At 47.8% G+C, this 20,125-nt stretch carries 25 protein-coding genes; all 25 read left to right on the top strand.

The window, feature by feature from the left end; translation table 11 throughout:
• The first annotated feature begins 1 nt into the window (after position 1).
• Positions 2–652: a hypothetical protein gene (locus QOS46_RS07170; RefSeq protein ID WP_283608525.1), complete on the top strand. Its 651-nt coding sequence runs from the start codon at positions 2–4 to the stop codon at positions 650–652.
• 12 nt (positions 653–664) lie between these two features.
• Positions 665–1,135 (top strand): hypothetical protein, encoded by a 471-nt coding sequence (locus QOS46_RS07165; RefSeq protein WP_283608523.1) that lies wholly within the window; start codon positions 665–667, stop codon positions 1,133–1,135.
• Positions 1,135–1,263: an XkdX family protein gene (locus QOS46_RS07160; protein WP_283608521.1), complete on the top strand. Its 129-nt coding sequence runs from the start codon at positions 1,135–1,137 to the stop codon at positions 1,261–1,263. The genes QOS46_RS07165 and QOS46_RS07160 overlap by 1 nt, the downstream gene beginning before the upstream one ends.
• Positions 1,256–2,122: a glycoside hydrolase family 25 protein gene (locus QOS46_RS07155; RefSeq protein ID WP_283608519.1), complete on the top strand. Its 867-nt coding sequence runs from the start codon at positions 1,256–1,258 to the stop codon at positions 2,120–2,122. The genes QOS46_RS07160 and QOS46_RS07155 overlap by 8 nt, the downstream gene beginning before the upstream one ends.
• Positions 2,123–2,135: 13 nt before the next feature.
• Positions 2,136–2,627, top strand: coding sequence for a phage holin family protein (locus QOS46_RS07150; RefSeq protein ID WP_283608517.1), 492 nt, complete (start codon positions 2,136–2,138; stop codon positions 2,625–2,627).
• A 90-nt stretch (positions 2,628–2,717) separates the two neighbouring features.
• Complete coding sequence (locus QOS46_RS07145; RefSeq protein ID WP_283608515.1) at positions 2,718–3,863, top strand: hypothetical protein; 1,146 nt, start codon at positions 2,718–2,720, stop codon at positions 3,861–3,863.
• Between the two features lie 4 nt (positions 3,864–3,867).
• Positions 3,868–4,335: a hypothetical protein gene (locus tag QOS46_RS07140; RefSeq protein ID WP_283608514.1), complete on the top strand. Its 468-nt coding sequence runs from the start codon at positions 3,868–3,870 to the stop codon at positions 4,333–4,335.
• A gap of 145 nt (positions 4,336–4,480) precedes the next feature.
• A complete protein-coding gene (locus QOS46_RS07135; protein ID WP_283608512.1) occupies positions 4,481–5,938 on the top strand; it encodes a leucine-rich repeat domain-containing protein in 1,458 nt (485 codons plus the stop codon).
• Positions 5,939–6,589: 651 nt separating this feature from the next.
• Entirely contained in the window at positions 6,590–7,156 is a 567-nt protein-coding gene (locus QOS46_RS07130) for a hypothetical protein (protein ID WP_283608510.1), read from the top strand.
• Positions 7,157–7,551: 395 nt separating this feature from the next.
• The gene (locus QOS46_RS07125; protein ID WP_283608508.1) at positions 7,552–8,739 is read left to right on the top strand and encodes an antirestriction protein ArdA; all 1,188 of its coding nucleotides are present in this window, start codon (positions 7,552–7,554) and stop codon (positions 8,737–8,739) included.
• Positions 8,740–9,026: 287 nt separating this feature from the next.
• Entirely contained in the window at positions 9,027–9,944 is a 918-nt protein-coding gene (locus QOS46_RS07115) for a DNA adenine methylase (RefSeq protein ID WP_283608504.1), read from the top strand.
• Between the two features lie 45 nt (positions 9,945–9,989).
• On the top strand, positions 9,990–10,316 hold the full coding sequence (locus QOS46_RS07110) for a hypothetical protein (RefSeq protein ID WP_283608502.1): 327 nt from the start codon (positions 9,990–9,992) through the stop codon (positions 10,314–10,316).
• A complete protein-coding gene (locus QOS46_RS07105; protein WP_333782970.1) occupies positions 10,309–10,614 on the top strand; it encodes a division/cell wall cluster transcriptional repressor MraZ in 306 nt (101 codons plus the stop codon). The genes QOS46_RS07110 and QOS46_RS07105 overlap by 8 nt, the downstream gene beginning before the upstream one ends.
• 3 nt (positions 10,615–10,617) lie before the next feature.
• Entirely contained in the window at positions 10,618–11,199 is a 582-nt protein-coding gene (locus QOS46_RS07100; RefSeq protein ID WP_283608499.1) for a hypothetical protein, read from the top strand.
• A 13-nt stretch (positions 11,200–11,212) separates the two neighbouring features.
• On the top strand, positions 11,213–11,773 hold the full coding sequence (locus QOS46_RS07095; protein ID WP_283608497.1) for a YodL domain-containing protein: 561 nt from the start codon (positions 11,213–11,215) through the stop codon (positions 11,771–11,773).
• A 59-nt stretch (positions 11,774–11,832) separates the two neighbouring features.
• Entirely contained in the window at positions 11,833–12,396 is a 564-nt protein-coding gene (locus QOS46_RS07090; protein WP_283608496.1) for a hypothetical protein, read from the top strand.
• Positions 12,397–12,447: 51 nt separating this feature from the next.
• A complete protein-coding gene (locus QOS46_RS07085) occupies positions 12,448–13,044 on the top strand; it encodes a hypothetical protein (RefSeq protein ID WP_283608494.1) in 597 nt (198 codons plus the stop codon).
• 72 nt (positions 13,045–13,116) lie between these two features.
• A complete protein-coding gene (locus tag QOS46_RS07080) occupies positions 13,117–14,997 on the top strand; it encodes a DUF5057 domain-containing protein (protein WP_283608491.1) in 1,881 nt (626 codons plus the stop codon).
• A gap of 71 nt (positions 14,998–15,068) precedes the next feature.
• Positions 15,069–15,458 carry a SpoVG family protein gene (locus QOS46_RS07075; protein ID WP_283608489.1) on the top strand — a complete coding sequence of 130 codons (390 nt, stop codon included), beginning with the start codon at positions 15,069–15,071 and terminating at the stop codon, positions 15,456–15,458.
• A gap of 52 nt (positions 15,459–15,510) precedes the next feature.
• Positions 15,511–15,741 (top strand): DUF6133 family protein, encoded by a 231-nt coding sequence (locus QOS46_RS07070; RefSeq protein WP_283608487.1) that lies wholly within the window; start codon positions 15,511–15,513, stop codon positions 15,739–15,741.
• Positions 15,731–16,192, top strand: coding sequence for a prepilin peptidase (locus tag QOS46_RS07065; RefSeq protein WP_283608485.1), 462 nt, complete (start codon positions 15,731–15,733; stop codon positions 16,190–16,192). Before QOS46_RS07070 ends, QOS46_RS07065 begins: the two co-directional genes overlap by 11 nt.
• Positions 16,189–16,992: a Flp pilus assembly protein CpaB gene (cpaB, locus tag QOS46_RS07060; protein ID WP_283608483.1), complete on the top strand. Its 804-nt coding sequence runs from the start codon at positions 16,189–16,191 to the stop codon at positions 16,990–16,992. Before QOS46_RS07065 ends, cpaB begins: the two co-directional genes overlap by 4 nt.
• 1 nt (position 16,993) lies before the next feature.
• Positions 16,994–17,809 (top strand): AAA family ATPase, encoded by an 816-nt coding sequence (locus QOS46_RS07055; protein ID WP_283608481.1) that lies wholly within the window; start codon positions 16,994–16,996, stop codon positions 17,807–17,809.
• On the top strand, positions 17,806–19,194 hold the full coding sequence (locus QOS46_RS07050; protein WP_283608479.1) for a type II/IV secretion system ATPase subunit: 1,389 nt from the start codon (positions 17,806–17,808) through the stop codon (positions 19,192–19,194). Before QOS46_RS07055 ends, QOS46_RS07050 begins: the two co-directional genes overlap by 4 nt.
• Positions 19,191–20,120 carry a type II secretion system F family protein gene (locus QOS46_RS07045; RefSeq protein ID WP_283608477.1) on the top strand — a complete coding sequence of 310 codons (930 nt, stop codon included), beginning with the start codon at positions 19,191–19,193 and terminating at the stop codon, positions 20,118–20,120. Before QOS46_RS07050 ends, QOS46_RS07045 begins: the two co-directional genes overlap by 4 nt.
• The last annotated feature ends 5 nt before the right edge of the window (positions 20,121–20,125 follow it).

Below are 20,125 nucleotides of genomic sequence, written 5' to 3'. Positions count from 1 at the left end.
TATGAGCAAAACATGGGTGCGAGACGATACCAATATAAACAGAGAATTTAAATCTCCGCTCTGGGTGCGGGACGATACGAATGTAAATCGTAAGCCTAAAAGCATATGGGCGCGGGATGATACAGCGGTTAACCGGAAGATTTTTAGCGCTGGGGTGGGATATACAGTATCATTAAGTTCTGACCCAAGTGCAGGGTTTTTCTATTTTAATTCTGACGGTTCAGGTAAATACGATTACTGGCGTGCTACTGGCTCCAGCAAATCGGGTGCAACCGGGAAAATAAAGATTACTTTTGCACAAGCAATACCTAAAACCGCTTTAATTTCTACCTCTCATTTTATTTTTAGTGGTTCGGTTAGCCGAATTGACCATTTGGACCTGAGTTTCCATGTTAACAATAATATTGAATTTGGGGGTGCAAGCGTCGGCACAGTAGGCGGAACCCGTTCAATTTCGGGAGATTTAACAATTTCAAAAACGAACTCAAGTTTACCGGACTATATCAATAGTTTCTCAATTGATATTTCTGGAGAATACTCTTCTTATTCCGTGACTAGTGGATATGGCGAGGCAGATATAGACTGGAGCGAGATAAATTTTTTCGGAAGCAAAATTTTATATCCATCAGGGCAATTAGACATACAAATTTAAGGAGGCAAGCACATGTCACAGCAAATCGTTTTCGCAGACGGAACAATTATTCCAATTGTAATGGCGGTTGGCGAAAGGAAAAGCTATCCCCTTATCAGCGGTAAGAGAGATTACATTGATTTTTACGTCGAGCCTACGGAGTCGGTTAGTCTTGACGCTCTGGACGCCCTGACAGCAGAGGGTGGCGGGAATACAAGCAAAATTACGCTGGTCACGGATGAGATGGTCACAGCTATAGATGGTGTGGAAAGACCCGTACACACAGAAACTTTGTTAGAACACTATACTTTACGGGTGGATTTTGGTAAGGTGAAAACCCTTTTATCCGAGGAAACCGCGACATCTCCGGCAGTATACCAGGAGCGCGTGCATGTTGTACTGGCGCAGTTAACCTACGCCGAGGTGCAACAGGCGGCGCAGGCCGCCACAATTGACGCGCTCGGTCAACAGATCGTGGCGTTGACTCTGGGAGGTGCAATCTAATGGCATTTTGGACAATTGCATATCAGCATGGCTGGGCTACAAAGGCGCAGCTTGGGCAGGCGGTCGCAAAGGGTCTGATTACCGCCGCCGACTATAAAACCATCACGGGGGAGGATTATAATGTATAAAGGTATCGACGTAAGCTATGCCAACAATCGTGTCGATTGGGACAAGCTTAAGGGCAAGATTGATTTTGCGATCCTGCGCTGCGGGTATGGCAACAATCAAACGGATCAGGACGATGTACAATGGGCGCGCAACGTGGCCGAGTGCAACCGGCTGGGCATCCCGTGGGGCACGTATCTGTACAGCTACGCGGAGTCCGCAGCAGACGCCGGGAGCGAGGCAGCACATGTTCTGCGGCTGCTCAAAGGGCAGAAACCCGCCTACCCGGTGTACATCGACATGGAACATGATGCGGCGTTTAAAAGCAAGGCCTTATCCACGCAGATCTGCAAGATCTTTTGTGAGACTGTTTCCGCTGCTGGATTTATCGCCGGGATTTACGCCAATAAGGACTGGGCAACAAACCGGCTCGACATGTTGCAGCTCGCTGCATGGCCATTTTGGCTGGCGCAGTATAGCAGCAAAGTGACCTACACCGGCAAATATGATATGTGGCAGTACAGCAGCAGCGGGACTATGCCGGGTATCACCAACAAAGTGGACCTCAATTATTGCTATAAGGATTTCACTGCTATGGGAATCCCGACCTCGGCGATCACCGGTCTAACGCTCGACACTTCCAACGGCAAGGATCTGACTGCGGGTGAGCGGTATACCGTGCTGGCCAAGTGCAAGGAAAAGCCTGCCGTTACCACCACCGGCCGCGACGTGATCGCCGTATCGGAACCGCGGCTTGACCCGAAAGGGCGGGGATGGCTGATCGACGTGCAGGGCCTGCTGCCGGAGCCGGTCGTAAGGCATGGACATATCACTGTGAGCGCTGCCGGGCAGACCGTGCAGTGCAATTTTAATGTAACTTGAGGGGGAAAACATAATGGAAAACATCAATACATTCAAGGTATCTCTAGTTGCGCTGGGGGGTGCTGCAAGCGCCGTGCTCGGCTGGTTCGGCTGGCTGGTGGTCATATTTATCGCAGCCATGGTTATCGACTGGTTTACCGGTTCTGCGCGCGCGGGAAAAGACGGGGAGTGGAGCTCCAAACGCGCCAGGGAAGGCCTCTGGCATAAATGCGGGTCCCTGATCGCGGTAATCGTTGCCGGTCTGGCTGACATCGTTTTGGGTCTTATCGTCAACAATATTCCGGCAATCGTTTTGCCCTGGGAATACACGGTGATGATTTGCCCGGTGGTGGTTGTGTGGTATATCTTGACGGAGCTCGGCAGCATCATCGAAAACGTGGGAGAACTGGGCGCTCCGATTCCCGCATTCTTACGCAATATGATTAAGGCGCTCAAAGCCGCAGCTAATACCGCCGGCAACCAGTTGATTCCCGGCGAGGACAGCGAGACGGATAAAACTGAATAGAAAAGCAGCAAAACGGTGCATCGGAAAATCATTCCAGTGCACCGTTTTTTTTTATGATATGATTTTTAAAAATAAAAAAGAGGGGTAAATATGAAAAGAAGAAAGAAGCTCTTGGCCGGTATCATGGCCGTTTTGTTGACTGTTTCTAGTAATGCAATTTCTGCATCTGCAGCAGAAGGGATACTTAAAGATAAAGCTCAAGATTCGCTACTAAATACAAAGATTTCCAGATTTATTCAATCCAGCTACACGAATGATATAACTTGCTCCTGGAATAGAGATACTGTAGTAGATGAATCTATACCTACTTATGATTTAGATAATAATGTAAACGGATACATATTGAACCTCTCAACTAATGGAAAATCAACCGGTTACATAGTATATGATACATCAGTAGATGATCCGGTAATTGTTGAATTTGGTTATTATAACGTTTATACTATTCAAGGAGAAAATGTTACAAAAGAAACTGATCTAGGGCGTTCAAAACTTATCCCTGTAGGTATGGATGAGTATTTGCTGCAAAGTGGTACCGAGCTTTATACAGTTAAAAATAGAACTAAGGTTACGGATCAAAAATCCAAGTTTCAACAAGCGGTAAAAGAAAAAGAAGAAAGCATAGCGGCTATTGCCCAAAAGCAGAAATCAACGGTTTCTGCTAATCAAATTATTTATAAATCGGTGTCCGTTCCTAATCTATGGAAGTCAGGGTATCAGCCTGTAACCATGCAGATGTATGGGAATACGGCTTGTACTGTAGTTTTCGGTTTAAACCTTTTAAAGTATTGGACTGAGTGCAGAGGAATTCCTAGTTTATATAATTCTTATGATGTTCCAGCTTTGACTCAAACGTTTGGTAGATTAAAGGTTGCAATGAATACTGGAGCCAATGGCGAAACAGATTGGTATGATGGATACAATGGAATTTCGTCTTATTGTTCTACATACGCATGTACCACGCCTAAAGGCTCAGATTACAAGAACGGTTTAGATTGGAATTGGTATAAGACTCAAATTGATAATGGCAACTTTACGTGTGTAAATGCAGAAATAAGACATTATCAAAATGATGGCAGAGATGGAAACCACAGTTTTTCAGGAGTAGGATATCAAGAAACATCGGATGGAAATTATATACGCGTCGGGGATCAACGGACAACAGACTATTCTCATTTTTATAATATAACAGCATATTCTAGCAGCATTAAAAATATTTGGTATTATAGGTGGTAACTTTATGATGCGAAAGATAAGATTTTTACTGGCGCTTATGTGCATTAGCACCGTTCTTTTTTCAGCAGGATGTAGTGCTTCAAAAGCTTCTACCGTTCCATTAAAGGAAATGATTAATTTATCTGAACCAGATATATCCAGTATAGGAACAAGCGAAGGCGGCGGACTTCAAACAACAATTCAGGATTCCACGCAAATTAAATCCATTTGTAATTTTTTATCTCAAATAGATTTAAAAAGCGATTATCAAAAGGAAGAAGGACAAAAAGATTCCAGTGGAGGTGGAGGCGCATATTTTCTAATCCGTTATTCGGACAATAAATCAACTCATCTCCAGATATACGTTGAGAGCAATCAAGTAAGGATTTCTGGCGATATTAAAGGAGGCCAGATAAACAATGACTGGAGAGTTTATACTCTATCGGATTCATCACAGATAACAAAGTTGAGTGATGTGTTAGCTATTAAATAAAATAAATGATTTATTTGTCCCCACCATAACTGGTGGGGCTTTTTTTTATAATCCAACTATCGACTGTTGGTAAATTTTATTCATTGTAAATACCTGGATTTTCAGGTAGGCTATAATGGAATATTACATATTGAGGATGAAAATTATGAAAACATTTCAAAAAGCAATGGCCTTTCTTTTAACGCTAATTATCATAATTGGCACGTCTGCTTTCTCTTTTCCGATACTGGCGAGTGCAGATACTACTGGTGATTTTGAGATCGATCAATTTGGGACCCTCACCGCCTATAAAGGGGCCGGCGGCGCAGTTGTCATTCCTAACGGGGTAAAGGCAATCGGCTACAGTGTGTTCAGCCGTAAAAATGTCACTACCATTACAATACCCCAGGGAGTGACGACCATACAAAGTGGGGCATTCGAAAAATCCGAGCTGACCAGCATTGTCCTTCCGGAAGGGGTAACTACAATTGACAGATCCGCTTTTCAGGACTGTGCACAGCTTTCTAAAGTACAGATTCCCAAAAGCGTCACCCAAATCGGCCAAGATGCATTTTTGGGGACCGCTTGGATGGCGCAGTATCCGAATGACATGGTTATCGTGAATGACATTCTGCTGAATTACAAAAACAAAAATGCTGTTTCTGTCGTGCTCCCTGTGGGCTTAAAGAAGATTAACACAAGAGCTTTGGTCGGCATGAAAAACATGACCAAGCTTTCCATTCCCAATACAGTAACCAGCATCGAAGGCGAAGCTCTGGCCGGTTCGTCGGCACTAAAAGATTTGGTAATACCTGACAGCGTCACCCTCATCGGAAAAGAGGCGTTTGCAAGATGCACCAGCCTAACAAATGTCGCTCTTTCTAAAAATGTCAGCGTCTTGGATTATAGTTTGTTTTCCCGGTGTACTTCTCTGAAAAAAATCGTTATTCCCGAAGGGGTTACCCAGATTAAAAATTATGTTTTTGACGGGTGCAGTTCGTTATCCGAGGTGGTGCTCCCGAATAGCCTGACAGCCATGGATGGTGCATTCATTGATTGCTTTAGTCTAAAAAGCATCATCTTTCCCGATCACCTTAACCTGGTTAGCACTAATAGCATTTACTCAATATCAGGCTATGGGCCAAATAAATATTATGATTTTACCATTTACGGTAAAGAAGACTCTTCTGCCACTAGTTATTTAATATATGCAAGATCCAACAATTACAAATTCTGTGTAATAGGAGAAAATTTGATTTATCTGCCAAACGGCTCGCTTCTCTATAATGGAAAAAGTTATGGGGGTGCGGTTACTATGGATACCAGGACATATACAATGACGCCTGGAAACATTTACGATATCGGTGTAAAATTGGCGGGTGACGCTCCAATCCAAACCCGTAAAATGGCATCTTCGCGCGATGGCATTGCATCAGTTCGTCAGCTCCCAAATGGAAATTACCGTGTTACTGGTCTGCGCCCCGGAACAACATATATCACTTACACCATTTACAGCCTCCAGAGCGGTAAAGAAATTGCTCACGCATCCATTAAGGTTGATGTAACTTTAGGTGCCAAGCAGCATGGCGTTGCCTGCCGCCAAACCACCTACTTTAATCGTTAAATCTTCAAAAACTGGTATGCCCCCCGCAACTGGAGTAAATCCGGTTGCGGGGGGATTTTACGTTGCAGAGAAACCGCCCGCATCTCCCGGCCAGGAATGAGGGCGCTGTCTGTAATAATTCTTGGGGTTTATTTGGGGTTTATTTGTATAAAAACCGGCTCTTTTCTATGAAATCTGGTAAAAGTCAAAACCCTTTGAAGCCGCAATAAATCTACATTCTTTGATTGTATGACGATTTGTGAAACTCGTTCAGGCAGGTTCAAATCCTGTCACCTCGACCAAGTCATTAGCTCAATTTAGATACATGGCTCTCAAAGCCAGTGTCCATGTGGGCTTGCGGGCTTTCTGAAAGCAATTTCAGAAAGCCCGTTTTTTGTAGATGCATTCGGGGTTTTGTAGCATACTGGCAGGACTTGAACCTCCGAAGGGCATCAATTCTCACCAAATGGCCTCCTATATGCGAGCCTAAAAAGGTTTTGCAAGCGGGTGGCCGTTTTGATATATAAGCAAAAGCAAAATACAAAATACCCTATTAAAAATGAGCGGACGTGTTTTCATTAATGAAGACATGCCCGTTTTTTTGTTGCCAGTTTTAATTGGCAACTCTTTTCTTTTAAGAAAACACACCAAAAATGAATGGAGGAAATGAAAATGCTAAATACCGGAACCATAAAAGAAATAGATAAGACCGGAGAAAAACAGACCGTCAAATTTTTCTCTCCCCTAAAGATTACCACCTATCATCCCTACGAATACGGAGGTTGCAGCGCGGACGATCTTCCTGAAGAAATACCGTCGTCAGAAGCTGTGCGGTACATGGATGAAATCCTAGCTGCCATTGAAAAAGAGAAACTGCCCAATGAAGGCAATCGCGGCCTAATGGTATACTTTGACAAAGATAAAGCACTGGTTCAAAAGGTGTACGGCCTCAATCCGACTGTAGAAGAATGGAACGGCGAACTGTGGGGTGTGATGGAGGCTGAAGTTTACGGAAAACTGACTAAAGCGGAAACTGCTGAACTGGTTGAATTTAGCGTTGGACAGTTCGCAGACGGCTGGGGCGAATCATTTGAGCAACATCCCATCAAAACACAGGATGGTGAGATTTACGTCAGTTTCTGGAACAGCAAAAACTTCTTCATCCAGCCGGAGCAGGAATTGAAGCAGAATGCTGAAACTGACCTCGGATGCAATATACAAACGATGGGAGGGCTGTAAATGTGCAAGATATTTTCCGTGGTGGGCTGGAAACCAACACCGGCATCCAGGACAGCGGGCTGATAGGCGGAATCCCAGACCGCAAGGACGTGGAAGATTCTGACCTCTAGCGGGAACTTGTCAAGGACTGCGGTGGCTCCGAATATATCAATGTCACGGTCAGTTCCTACTGTTATGGTGAGGGCGAAAGCAAAAACGAAAACACCAGTGAAAAAGATCTGAAAGGGATCAAATCACAGCCGGATTTTGCAAACAGCAGCGAGGTCACATTCCTTCAGGATTCCAGCTTCACCATACTATATCCCGATCAGGGACAGCACTTCATATAGCGCCTTTTGGTTTTTATGAAACTGAGGGCGCTTTTTTTATTTCAACAACAGGAGGAAAAGTAAAAAATGAAAGAAATGACTGTAACTTTAATGCGTTCCGACTTATATGCCAGTCCAGCATATACTGGCGCGTATCTCCGGCTCCCTGCCAATCAAAATGGAATACAGGACGCGATGGAACGGGCAAGGATCACCGCCGATCAGCCGTATAAAATTGTGGAGTGTTACAACAATCAAGGCGAATCCATCGAGTACATCCCTGAAAATCCGCCGCTTAACGAGCTGAACTTCCTTGCATTCCGGCTGTCAGAAATGGAGGACTGGCAGGAAATCGCCTTTATAGGTCTCGTCAAGATGGAGAAAGAACTGCCCTCCATCCAAACACTCATCAATATCACCTACAACATGGATAACGTCCAGTGTGTACCCGTGAAGAATGATACAGAGCTGGGTGAGTTTTATCTTGACAACGAATTTATTGACGTGGTAAATGAGATTCCGGATGAATGCAGGGAGGAAATCCTGAAGTTCATTGATCCGGAAAAGGTCGGGCGCTTCATGCGGGAAGCTGAGAACGGCGCTTATGTGGACGGTCATTACGTAGTCAAAGATTTTGATGAATTGAAACAAGTGTATGACGGTATGCATTTGCCGGAGCAGCCAAAAGAAACCGATTATATCTTCAATTTGCTCCTTGAAAGCGGTGTGGATGACCTCAAAAACAACCGGGGCCAGTGGCTCTCCTTTCCCGCTTCACCGAAACAAATCAATGAGGCGCTTCATTATTTGAAGACTGCCAGCCTGGATGACTGCATCATCGAAAGAAGCGAAAGCATCATCTCCCGTTTTGACAACAACTTCACTTTTTTAGAGGATATTGATAAAATCAGTGTTCTTGCCGACCGCGTCAGGAAACTTCAATCTCAGGATGCGCTGCCAAAATACAAGGCTATTCTTGAATTTACGGACTGCGCCGATATCGACCACGCCCTTGACCTCACGAAGAATCTTGACTGTTATGATTTCTATCCGCAGATGTCCTCTCCGGAGGAATACGGGCGGCAAGCATTGCTGAAAGATTCCAGCCTGAAGCCGGACGATCCCGCTTTTCAGTATGTCGAGTTTGATAGTTACGGCCGTGCGATGATGGAACGTGATAGCGCAACCAATACGGAATATGGCTTTGTCCGCCGTAATGAAAATGAGATGAAGCTGGAATACTGCCGGCCGTCCATCGGGCAGCAGATGATGTAAAAGATAAAAAATAGAAAACAAACGTAAGGCGCTGTCTGAAAAGGCGGCGCCTTTTTTGTTTTCCGGAAAGGAATGAGTTATGAGTGAGAATATAAATTCAGAAGAAAGAAAGGGTGGCTATGATCCCGCACCGCCAAGACAAATCCACTCCGTCCCTTTGCCGCAGGATACCGAACGTTGTGAAGGCTGTCCCTATTCCCGCGTCGGTTTCATCTGCTGGGATGCGGACGGAAGCTGCCTGCGAACCGAAGTGGACAGGATCAGCAAGCCGGGGAGGTGTTGATCCGTTGAACAGCATCATCAGTTGGGTGGGCGGCAAAAAGGCCCTGCGCGAAATGATCTATCAGAGAATTCCAAAGGAGTTCGAGCGGTATATTGAAGTCTTCGGCGGGGGTGGCTGGGTGCTGTTCGGACGGTCGCCCGACACCAGCATGGAAGTCTACAATGATTTCAATTCCGACCTTGCCAATCTGTTCCGCTGCGTGAAGGAACGCCCTTTCGCCCTGCTCAAGGAGTTGAACTTCCTTCCGCTGAATGGGCGGGATGAATTCAATGTCCTGAAGAGATATCTTGAGAAGGAGGAATTTACAAGCGTTTATCTGCGGGAAGAGCTGGAACTGGCGCAGCACTATCTGCCTCCTTCAGAGTTTGATGAAATTAAGCCCATTCTCACCGAAAACGCCACCATGTCGGATGTAAAGCGAGCCGCCGCCTTTTACAAGTTGATCCGCTACAGCTACGGTAGCGGATGCACCTCCTATGGGTGCCAGCCCTTCGACATCCGTAAAACCTTTCATCTGATATGGGAGGGCAGCCGCAGGCTTAAGGATACGATGATTGAAAATAAAGACTTTGAGGCGCTGATCCGTCAGTACGACAGACCGGACGCCTTTTTTTATTGCGATCCGCCGTATTTTGAAACCGAGGATCACTATGCGGTAGCGTTTAAAAAGGAAGATCATGTGCGACTTCGGGACACGCTTGCAGCCTGTCAGGGCAAATGGCTGGTGTCCTACAATGACTGTGAATACATCAGGGAACTGTACAAGGAGCACCAAATCGAAGCCGTCACCCGCATTAACAACCTCGCCCAGCGGTATGACAATGGCTGTGAGTTCGCCGAAGTCTTCATCTCGAACTACGACACAGCCGAGCGCATGCGTGATATTCCGGTACAAATGGGATTGTTTGATCCACCGGAATGAGATTAAAGTGCCCCTGCTATGGGGGTAACAAGGAGGAACAAGACTATGAAAATGATTGAAATTCAGGGCACCGTGGATAAACAGGGGCAACTTACGATTCCCGCACAGCCTCTGCGGGATATGGGACTTGTGTCCGGCGACACTGTGAAGCTGGCGTACATCAGTGACTCCGTAGGAGGCATCTCCAATACCTTTAAGGAGTTTGTCATTACCCCGAACGGCATTGACACGCTCGAAGATGAGGGAGAAGATGAACTCACCCTGCCGCGTGATCTGCTGGATGCGGCGCAAATCCCTCCGGACAGCGACCTTGGCATCCATCCAGACACGGTTCGGGAGGTTATGAGAAACGGAGGGTTTGCAAATGAGTAACACGGATAAATCAGTGTTGGGAAAGCCCATTTACAAAATACTGGACGGCAAAGGCCGCATTCTCATTCCCAAAGAGCTGCGCGCCGCTGCGGGCATGGATTACGGCAATATTGTGCGCCTCGGTGTGGCAAATGGCAGGGTGTCTGTCCGGAAAGTTGACATTATCGAGGTAGGTGATCAGTCGCCCGAGGCTGTGGAAGCGTTTGTGAGGGCTGCATTTAAGACCATGCCAGACGATATCCGTCTCAGCCTGATTGCCGAGCTGACGGAGCTTTTAAAGCAGAAAAAGGAGATGTGAGAAATGGAAGCGAAGGAAATCTATACGGCAAGCGATTGTGTGGAAACAGGCTCCGCATGCTCCATCAAGGGCAAGGCTATGGTTTTAAACCGTGAATCACTGCCTGAAAATTGTCGGAATCAACTGTTTTTCTGCCTTTGCGGAAACGGAGCCGGTGTAAATCCAAGCGGCTGCGCCGTATTTCTGGTGTCCCTAAATACCGGCGAGTTTTCCCTAAAAATGCGTGGCGATGTGGTCGGAGTTTTGAAGCCGGAGCTGCTGCCGGATTCCGCAAAACTTCAACTTTCTCAAATCAGGCCCGTGGGAGCACTCGACGTAAAGAATCATGAGCCAAAATACAGTGGTTACAGCTTCCTGCCTGATGGCCGCTATGCTTCCGGAGTCTGGTTGTGCAGTGAAAAAGAGGTTATGGACTACATCGAGATGCAAAAGGATTACCAGCACCGGGTAATGATCTGTGACCGCGATGATTTCTGCGTGTTTGAGATGATCAAAGGCGAAATCGTCCATCCCTCGCCGGAGGCTATCGAGGCGTTCCGGGCTGGGCAGAAGCCACAGGATGGAGGCATGCATATGAATCAATGAAGGAGGAATCCAAATGGATGGCATCAGCATAAAAAGCGACCGTATCCAGTTCTATGGCAATACCGCGGGGTACATCGAAAATGGGAAAGCCTTTGTCGACCCCATGTTTCTCTGCGAGGAATTAAAGGATTATCTCTCGAAAAAACGGGGGCTGGAAGTCCAGTGGACAAATGGCGTATTTGACCGGTTGGCAAGCGGTAAACCGGATTTAGACGGGAACACCCCGATCTTGAAAAACTGTCGCATTCACCAGCTAAAACCGGATGTGGACGTCACGATGAAATTCATCGGCTACGACGAGTTGTTGGAACGATTCGGTGAACCCGATCCGGAAAACTACCAGGTTGTGTATGATGGGCAGTTAGAAACCAATAATCTGGATGAAATCTATGAGAAATTTAACCTGAACCATCCGCCCGATTATAAAGGACATTCCCTTTCGATGTCGGATGTGATCGAACTGTATGACAGCGCGGGCAGCAGTTTCCATTACGTCGATCGGTTCGGCTTCAAAGAGATTCCATTCCAGTCACCTGAACAGGAACAGCAGAGCGGCCAAACCATGAATTTATAGCAACTCAGTGACAGCCAAATGGCTGTTTTTTATTTTTATATTGAAAATGGAGGGAAATCATGAACGACAACGACAAAAAGAAAAAGCGAAAAAAAACATTGCTGATTCTTCTGGTTTTGCTTTTACTGCTGATCATAGGCATTATAATTTCTTTTTCTATTGCCGGGACGGACAGTCAGAATGGTGGTGGATTAAACCCATCCAGCCAGTCCAGCCCCGGCTCTTCTTCACTGGATGATAACGGAAGCGCCATACCGGGAGGCTACGATTCCAAGACGCAGAGTGAAATCCTGTCGGAGCTTCAAAAGAAACAGCTCACGGTTACTGACAGGGTGAGTGCGCAAATCTCGTTCCCGAGCGGTGCAAAAGGCACTAAAGGTGCATGGGTGGTAGAAAATCCCGCATTAAACAATGTCATCATGCAGTGCGAAGTTGTCCTTGACGGAAAAACGGTAGCAAAATCTGTCCCCATCGTTCCGGGACAGCACATTGAAAGCATCACGCTTGTAAAAAAAATTGACCCCGGCACTTATGACGTAAACGCGGCCATCCGCTATTATGACCGGGATACCAAAACGTATCTCGGCGAAGCAAATTACAGAATCAAGCTAACCGTGTCGTAATCATCCGGAAAAATCCGGCTGATTATATATTATTTTTTAGGAGGTTTGAAAATGAGAAAAAGTATCAAAAGGTTTCTCGCAGGTATCATGACCCTTGCCATGCTGGGTGTTTCAGGAGTCACCGCTTTCGCAGCAGACACCACCGACACCGGCACAGGCAGCGTCACCGGAACGGTTGCCATCAACGGCGCCATTTCACCGCTGACCATTTCCCTCACGCATCCTATAAGCGCCGCCTATGCCATTGACCCTAACAACGGAACGACCGGCACACTCACCGCCCCTGACATCAAAGTAACCAACAACACGAAGGTGGCGGTAAATGTCACGGTTGCGTCCCTGACCGCCGCGTCGGGTGGCACACTAACTTTCACCGATGTGGACAGTGCCTCGAAATCATGGAGCACGCTGAACCTTGCCGATTCTAAAAAGTACATCGCGCTGGGCGTCAGGGCAAAGGATACGACCGGATGGAGCAGTGGGTACAACACTGCCACCCATTGGGCGGTCAAAACAACTCCGACAGCGGTCGGATCGCTGAGTCCCGCCGCAACCGGCACGATGACGCTAACGGCAAATCACGGGCTCGCGTTTGACAGCGCCTACACCGCAAACCACAGTCTTGTATTCCTGTTCCAATTCACTTAATCCAGACAAAATACACGGCCGGAGGGAGGATCTTCCGGCCGCGTATTTATTTCATGGGAAGGAGGTCAATCATTGAAATCAAAAATAAAACGGCTGTTTTTCATTTCGGTTCTAACAATGGCAATGCTGCTGTCGGTCTCGACAAACAGCGTCTCAGCGCTGGCCACGCCCTCCATGACGCTGACGGTAGTGCCCAACCCTTCCGGCAATTACGTTGCCCTGAACTGGAATAATATCGACCGGTCGCAGCCGTACAATTATATGCTCTATTCCAAATCCTCGCTGGAATCCACTTTTCAGAGTATTCCGGCCAAAAACACGGTCAGGGTTCTCAACATCTTTCCCGATGTGACTCCGACCGTATCCTTCAAAACGTGGAAAGGCGAAAGCTGTACCCTGCCAAAATCCGCATCTCTGAAAATGTGGATGGAAACGCCGAATGAATACAATGCCAAAGGATACGGCGAGGGGCTGATCTCGGTCGACGCGGTTTCCATATCCCTTTTTAACGTAACTCCCGACAGTTATCTAAAAAATCAGGACGGAACCTATAAATACGATGTGTTATATTTCGGTGCGTGGGATGCAAATAACTTTCAAGACTTATCCAATACCGCCCAGATCAAAGTGGATACTTTCATCAAGACGGGCAGGGGCGTTCTGTTCGGTCACGACACGATGGTCTTGAATGATACCATTGCCATGCCGAATTTTTTCAACCTGGCGCATTACGTCAATATTGAAACCATCAGCAAATACACGGTGTTGGGCGGCACGCAAATTAACGTGTCTAAAAAGGGTCTGCTGACTAACTACCCGTGGAAAATCGGGGAACCGGGAACTGTTCTGAATGTTCCCATGTCACATACCAACCAACTGGCGCTGGGCGACGTGTGGATGACTTACCAGCCGCCGTACACCTACAGCGGCGGCACGCCGCAGACCAATGCCGAGGGGAAAGGCACCAACGCCTTCTACCTGACCACATGGTGCAACGCGGCGATGATCCAGACCGGGCATTCCAACGGGGCGGCCACACCGGACGAGCAGCGCGTGACCGCTAACACCCTTTTTTATCTCGCACAGATTACCACCGACACCTCTTGGAACGACCACAAGGGGCAGGATCTGAGCGTCCCGGATGCGCCTGCTGTTTCAGGAGTGACGCACAATGCTGACTGTTCACAATATACCGTTGCCTATTCGTCAAGCGATAACGCGATGGACTATCAGTATTACGTGGAGGCCACCGGGCAGAATGACGGCGTGAAATTCCAGTCTCCGGTAGTGGCGGCATCCATCAAAAGCGGCATGAAAGGGTATTCCATTGTGGTGGATAACAATCCCTCCACCGTTCCAAACGGAGCAATTACAACGGCGGCCGGAAACTATACCTTTTCAAGACCGTCCGGAGGCAACTTCTACATCCATATCGCTGCGGTGGACAATGTCGGAAATGTTTCCCAAGTAACACATTACAATGTGAATGAACTTATTTCGGTAACACATCCCATCAGCGTGAATTATTCCATCAATCCAAACAACGATACACCATTCATAGCGTCGGAGATTCCAATCACCAACAATTCCGGTGTTCCCGTAAAAGTGTCCATCCAGAGTCTGTCTGCTTCATCGGGTGGCTCAGTCAGATTAAATGACGTAACGTCTTCAAAATATGCCGACTGGAGTAAACTGACGGTGGCGCAGACCAAATCCGATCTGGCGCTCGGCATCCATGTGAAGGAAACAGCTGCGGGAACCTCTTCATGGTCGGCCATCAATGATACGGATCTGATTTACGCCACCGATCTTTCTTCAAAGACACTGCTTGGGACGCTAAATCCAAACGGAGCGAAAGGTACTCTGGCGCTCTCGGCAAAATGCGGGCTTGCATGGGATAAAAGTTATACCGCGTCCCACAGTTTAGTGCTGCTCTTTGAACTTAGCAAATAGCATCAATTTTTATGACAGCCAAGCGGCTGTCTTTTTTTGTGCCTAAATTTATTAAGCAGGAGGAAATCATCATGAATGAAACGGCAAAAAAACAAACAACTGTGCCGGAAAGCGCAGAACAATCCATGCCAATGAAGGTGGATGTAAAGATCGGCTCCATCCGTCCGGAGGGCAGTGTAAGAGCTATCGCTTCGGTCAATTTAAACAACTGTTTCGCTATCCGCAATGTCAAGGTGGTGGACAGCAGCAAGGGACCATTCGTGGCCATGCCCAGCTACAAGGCGGGAAACGGAGAGTACAAGGATATCTGCTTCCCTGTAACCGCCGCGTTCCGGCAGCAGTTGAACACCGCCGTACTGGACGCTTATCATCAGGCGCTCACACAGAGCCCAAAAGCAGCGGTGCCATCTTCTCCCGAAAAGTTGGAGCAGAATTCAGGGATGCAGATGGGCGGCATGTAGGATTCACTCTTACACATGGAAATCTAAAAATATATTTTCGGAGGTAATAGCAATGAGAAAACTCGCACTTAAAGTAAGAAATCAAATGATCGGCAAAGTGCTGGTAGTTCAGTCTTTGATGCGTTCACGGAAAGCGGAGGGCTTCGTGGATACGGCCATTAAAATTTTAATCAGCGTTGTGATCGGCGCGCTGCTTCTCGCCGGACTGTACGCCCTATTCGGCAATACCATCATGCCGACCGTTACCCAGCGTATCAAAGAGATGTTCAACTATGCAGGCTAATTGCATTAGCCTCGATAATCTGCTGCTCCTATTGCAGGGCGGCATATTTTTTGCCCTTTTGTTAATTGCATCTTTGATTGACATTAAAAAAAGAACGATTCCCGACACCATCTGTCTGCTCATTTTTCTGACCGGATTCATCTGCTTCGAACCGGAGAAGCTGTTCGGAATTCTGACAGCACTGCCGCTTTTGATCGCCGCTCTGATTTGGGGTGGCATGGGCGGCGGGGATATCAAGCTGATGGCAGCGGCAGGGCTTGTACTCGGTTTTCAAAGAGGTATGGCGGCGTTGGTGATCGGATTGACCGCCATGCTTATTTTTTATGCGATTTATTTAGTTGTTCAGAAGCTGCGCGGGAGGAAATGCCAAAAGGCGTTTCCCCTCGTGCCTTTTTTATCGACCGGCTATATCGCCGCTTATTTTATGAATATGGGAGGTATCACCCTATGAGTTTTTTAAAAAACAGGACTGCTCTCGGCGTGCTCTGTATTGTCCTTTCGCTCTTGATCTGCTTCGCGGTCACGCCGCTTTTTAATGCCGGAATCTCACAAAAAACAAGCATCGTGCGTGTTACGAAAGATATCAAGGCTGGAGATCAGATCACAAAGGACATGGTACAGACCGTGGAGGTTGGAGGATACAATCTTCCGGAAAATGTGCTAAAGAACAAGGACAGCATCGTCGGCAAATACGCTGCCTCAGATTTAACCGTTGGCGATTACCTCTTAAATTCTAAGATTACGAATACGCCCGCCGCCGACAACGCCTATTTATACAATCTTAACGGAGAAAAGCAGGCTATATCCGTAACGGTAAAAAACCTTGCAAACGGGCTGTCCGGCAAACTAATCTCCGGCGATATCGTATCGGTTATTGCGCCGGATTACAAGAAACAGGGTGCCACCGTCATTCCGCAGGAACTCCAGTATGTGGAGGTCATCGGGGTAACCGCCAGCACCGGCTACGACACCGACCAGCGTGACGCTGGATCCAATTCGACTTCGTCGGAGAGTGACCGGAAACTTCCGGCAACCGTGACCCTTCTTGCATCGCCGGAACAGAGCAAAATTCTTGCCGATCTGGAGTCGGACGGGAAACTGCATCTTTCCCTTGTGTACCGGGGCAGCAAGGAAAATGCCGCCAAATTTATAGAGTCGCAGGACAAGGTGCTCAAAGGACTGTACCCTTCCGGCAATCAGAGAGCGGAATCCTCTTCCGGAACAACCTCTTCCAGCGAGGGAGGCAAATAGCATGTTCAATTTCAAAACAGGGAGTATTTTCTCCCGAAACACCGGTGGCGAGCCGCAGAATGCGGAGCCGGAAAAAGATGTTCAGGTTCTCGCCGTGTGGGGCAGCCCCGGAAGCGGTAAAACCACTGTGGCGGTGAAACTGGCAAAACACCTCGCCGATAGGCACAAAAATGTCGTTTTACTTCTCTGTGATATGACCGCCCCCATGCTGCCCTGTATCTGCCCACCCGCCGACCTCGAATGTGAAAAATCCCTTGGAAGCATTTTAGCAGCGACCCATGTGACGGATACGCTCATTAAACAAAACTGCGTCACCCATAAGAAAATCAATTATTTAACGCTGGTCGGTATGCTCAAAGGCGAAAATATGTTCACCTACCCGCCGTACAACGCGGAGTTGGCGACGGAACTGATTGAGTGTATGCGGGATATCGCGCCTTATATCATCATCGACTGCGGCAGCACCATCGCTACGGACATTCTGTCCGCGGTTGCCTTGATGGAAGCCGATTCGGTGCTCCGGCTCGTAAACTGCGACCTGAAGTCCGTTAGCTATCTGTCTTCCCAGCTTCCGCTGCTGAAAGATAACAAATGGGACGCGGAAAAGCAGTACAAGGCGGCAAGCAATGTAAAGACCAATGAAGCCAGTGAAAACATCGAACAGGTGCTCGGCAGCGTGGCGTTTAAAATACCCCATTCCGATGAGTTGGAAAACCAGGCGCTTGCTGGAGATCTGTTTCGCGATCTGGCGCTTAAGGATAGCCGCAGATTTCGGAAGGAAATTGAGAAGATCAGTAAGGAGGTGTTTGGCGTATGAAACAAGAACTGCAAAGCGCCCAGCCTGGCAGTATTGCAGATAATCATAATCTGTTTTTTTCTCCCGATGACAGCTCCAAGAATTTTGTGGCTGTTTTGCATGAGGTGCAGGAGTATATCTCCGGCAAATATTCCACCCTCATCATTGACGGCGGAAAGGACGAAGTCAAAACGCAGGTTAAACGGTATATCGGAAAATACCTGATGGATTACCGTATCGCCGTAACGGGCATGACCAATGAGCAGCTCATAGATGCCCTCTATTCCGAAATGGCGGAGTTTTCATTTCTTACAAAATACATCTTTGGCACTGGCATTGAGGAAATCGACGTGAACGCGTGGAATGACATAGAAATCCAGTACAGCAACGGCAGTACGGTTAAACTGGACGAACACTTTGACTCACCGGAACACGCGATCAGCGTCATCCGCAGGATGCTCCATGTGTCCGGCATGGTGCTGGATAACGCAAGTCCCGCTGTCCTCGGGCATTTGAGCAAGAACATTCGAATCGCCGTTCTGAAAACGCCCCTTGTTGACGAGGACGTGGGCGTCTGCGCTTCCATCCGTATTGTGAATCCGCAGAATCTCACAAAAGAGGATTTCGTAAACGAAGGCACAGCGACCGGGGAAATGCTGGACTTTTTGTCTGAATGCCTGCGCTACGGGATATCCGTGTGCGTGGCGGGCGCGACTTCAAGCGGAAAAACCACTCTGGCGGGCTGGCTGCTGACCACAATTCCCGACACGAAAAGAATTTTCACCATTGAAAACGGTTCCCGCGAGCTTGCGCTGGTAAGGGAGAAGGACGGCAGGGTGGTCAACAGCGTCATCCATACCCTGACACGAAGCAGTGACAACGAAAAGCAAAACATCGATCAGGATATGCTCCTTGATATGGCGCTGCGTTTCAATCCCGAAATTATCTGTGTTGGGGAAATGCGCTCGGCAGAAGCCTATACCGCACAGGAATCGGCAAGAACCGGACACACCGTACTGACCACCATTCACTCCAATTCCTGTGAAGCCACTTGGCGCAGGATGGCAACCCTCTGCAAGCGAAAGTACGATATTGCGGATGATACCCTCATGTCTCTTGTAACCGAGGCGTTCCCGATTGTCGTGTTCACAAAGCAGCTGGAAAACAAGCAGCGCAAGATCATGGAAATCATGGAATGTGAAATTTTACCGGACGGCAGTCGAAATTTCCGAACCCTGTTCCGGTTTCACATCACGGAAAACCGCATGGACGGAGACAAATTTATTATTAACGGGCGTCATGAGCCGGTCAGCGGGATATCCTCCAGTTTGCAAAAGCATTTCATTGAAAACGGCATGCCGCAGGAGGTGCTCAATCACATTTTGAAGGGAGGGAACGCTGTATGACCTTTATTCAGCTGATTGCATGTGTTGGTCTGATCGCAGGTACTTTTATTTTGTTCGGAATCTCCCCAATGAAATTCACGGATGGGCTGTTTAGCTTTCTGACCAGGCGTCCCAAAAGCATCAAGGATGAGATCAACGAAGTCACCAAACGGAAGAAGCCGTCCTTTCTGCGCCGGGAGATCATGGAAGCGCAGGATATCCTCGCACTTACCGGACGGAGCAGCCGTTTTTCCCTTGTCTGCGCGTGCTCGCTGCTGCTGTTTGCCATTGGCGCGAGCATCGCCATTCTGATGCGAAATGTGTTCCTTGTCCCTGTTTTGGCGGTAGGTATGATGTTCCTGCCGTTTTGGTATATCAGGATGACGTCGACGCATTACAAAAAGAGCATTGCCGCGGAACTGGAAACGGCGCTGTCCATTATTACCACGGCCTATCTCAGAAACGAGGATATTCTGACCGCCGTCGAGGAAAATCTCCAGAATCTGAACCCTCCGGTGCGTAGCGTGTTTGCCGGGTTTGTGACACAGGTCAGGCTCATCAATCCCGATGTGGACGCGGCGCTCAAGACCATGAAACCAAAAATTGAAAACGAGGTGTTTCAGGAATGGTGCGATGCCGTTGCCGCCTGCCAGTACGACCGGAGCCTCAAGACCACGTTGACGCCCATTGTTAGCAAGCTGTCGGACATGCGGATTGTCAATTCTGAACTGGATTACCTTGTGTTTGAACCCAGAAAGGAATTCATCATCATGGCGCTCCTCGTCGTAGGCAACATCCCGCTGATCTATTTTCTCAACAAAAGCTGGTATGCAACGCTGATGCACACCGTCGTGGGGCAGATTGTTCTTGCAATCTGCGCGGCGGCAATTTTTATTTCCACCGCGTTTGTCATCAAGCTAACTAAGCCCATTGAGTACAGGAGGTAGTGAAT

Origin of the sequence: Faecalispora anaeroviscerum (genome assembly GCF_947568225.1) — a bacterium.
GTDB lineage: Bacteria > Bacillota > Clostridia > Oscillospirales > Acutalibacteraceae > Faecalispora > Faecalispora anaeroviscerum.
Note: the sequence above shows the minus strand (reverse complement) of the source record. Positions and strands in the feature narration are given on the sequence as shown.

What these genes read in the sequence shown, in the direction of transcription:
- QOS46_RS07165 (WP_283608523.1), top strand. Translation starts at nt 665, where the DNA reads ATGTCACAGCAAATCGTTTTCGCAGACGGAACAATTATTCCAATTGTA.
- QOS46_RS07150 (WP_283608517.1), top strand. Translation starts at nt 2,136, where the DNA reads ATGGAAAACATCAATACATTCAAGGTATCTCTAGTTGCGCTGGGGGGT.
- QOS46_RS07130 (WP_283608510.1), top strand. Translation starts at nt 6,590, where the DNA reads ATGCTAAATACCGGAACCATAAAAGAAATAGATAAGACCGGAGAAAAA.
- cpaB (WP_283608483.1), top strand. Translation starts at nt 16,189, where the DNA reads ATGAGTTTTTTAAAAAACAGGACTGCTCTCGGCGTGCTCTGTATTGTC.
- QOS46_RS07070 (WP_283608487.1), top strand. Translation starts at nt 15,511, where the DNA reads ATGAGAAAACTCGCACTTAAAGTAAGAAATCAAATGATCGGCAAAGTG.
- QOS46_RS07045 (WP_283608477.1), top strand. Translation starts at nt 19,191, where the DNA reads ATGACCTTTATTCAGCTGATTGCATGTGTTGGTCTGATCGCAGGTACT.
- QOS46_RS07085 (WP_283608494.1), top strand. Translation starts at nt 12,448, where the DNA reads ATGAGAAAAAGTATCAAAAGGTTTCTCGCAGGTATCATGACCCTTGCC.
- QOS46_RS07145 (WP_283608515.1), top strand. Translation starts at nt 2,718, where the DNA reads ATGAAAAGAAGAAAGAAGCTCTTGGCCGGTATCATGGCCGTTTTGTTG.
- QOS46_RS07170 (WP_283608525.1), top strand. Translation starts at nt 2, where the DNA reads ATGAGCAAAACATGGGTGCGAGACGATACCAATATAAACAGAGAATTT.
- QOS46_RS07065 (WP_283608485.1), top strand. Translation starts at nt 15,731, where the DNA reads ATGCAGGCTAATTGCATTAGCCTCGATAATCTGCTGCTCCTATTGCAG.
- QOS46_RS07160 (WP_283608521.1), top strand. Translation starts at nt 1,135, where the DNA reads ATGGCATTTTGGACAATTGCATATCAGCATGGCTGGGCTACAAAGGCG.
- QOS46_RS07110 (WP_283608502.1), top strand. Translation starts at nt 9,990, where the DNA reads ATGAAAATGATTGAAATTCAGGGCACCGTGGATAAACAGGGGCAACTT.
- QOS46_RS07090 (WP_283608496.1), top strand. Translation starts at nt 11,833, where the DNA reads ATGAACGACAACGACAAAAAGAAAAAGCGAAAAAAAACATTGCTGATT.
- QOS46_RS07135 (WP_283608512.1), top strand. Translation starts at nt 4,481, where the DNA reads ATGAAAACATTTCAAAAAGCAATGGCCTTTCTTTTAACGCTAATTATC.
- QOS46_RS07075 (WP_283608489.1), top strand. Translation starts at nt 15,069, where the DNA reads ATGAATGAAACGGCAAAAAAACAAACAACTGTGCCGGAAAGCGCAGAA.
- QOS46_RS07055 (WP_283608481.1), top strand. Translation starts at nt 16,994, where the DNA reads ATGTTCAATTTCAAAACAGGGAGTATTTTCTCCCGAAACACCGGTGGC.
- QOS46_RS07100 (WP_283608499.1), top strand. Translation starts at nt 10,618, where the DNA reads ATGGAAGCGAAGGAAATCTATACGGCAAGCGATTGTGTGGAAACAGGC.
- QOS46_RS07095 (WP_283608497.1), top strand. Translation starts at nt 11,213, where the DNA reads ATGGATGGCATCAGCATAAAAAGCGACCGTATCCAGTTCTATGGCAAT.
- QOS46_RS07125 (WP_283608508.1), top strand. Translation starts at nt 7,552, where the DNA reads ATGAAAGAAATGACTGTAACTTTAATGCGTTCCGACTTATATGCCAGT.
- QOS46_RS07155 (WP_283608519.1), top strand. Translation starts at nt 1,256, where the DNA reads ATGTATAAAGGTATCGACGTAAGCTATGCCAACAATCGTGTCGATTGG.
- QOS46_RS07140 (WP_283608514.1), top strand. Translation starts at nt 3,868, where the DNA reads ATGATGCGAAAGATAAGATTTTTACTGGCGCTTATGTGCATTAGCACC.
- QOS46_RS07050 (WP_283608479.1), top strand. Translation starts at nt 17,806, where the DNA reads ATGAAACAAGAACTGCAAAGCGCCCAGCCTGGCAGTATTGCAGATAAT.
- QOS46_RS07105 (WP_333782970.1), top strand. Translation starts at nt 10,309, where the DNA reads ATGAGTAACACGGATAAATCAGTGTTGGGAAAGCCCATTTACAAAATA.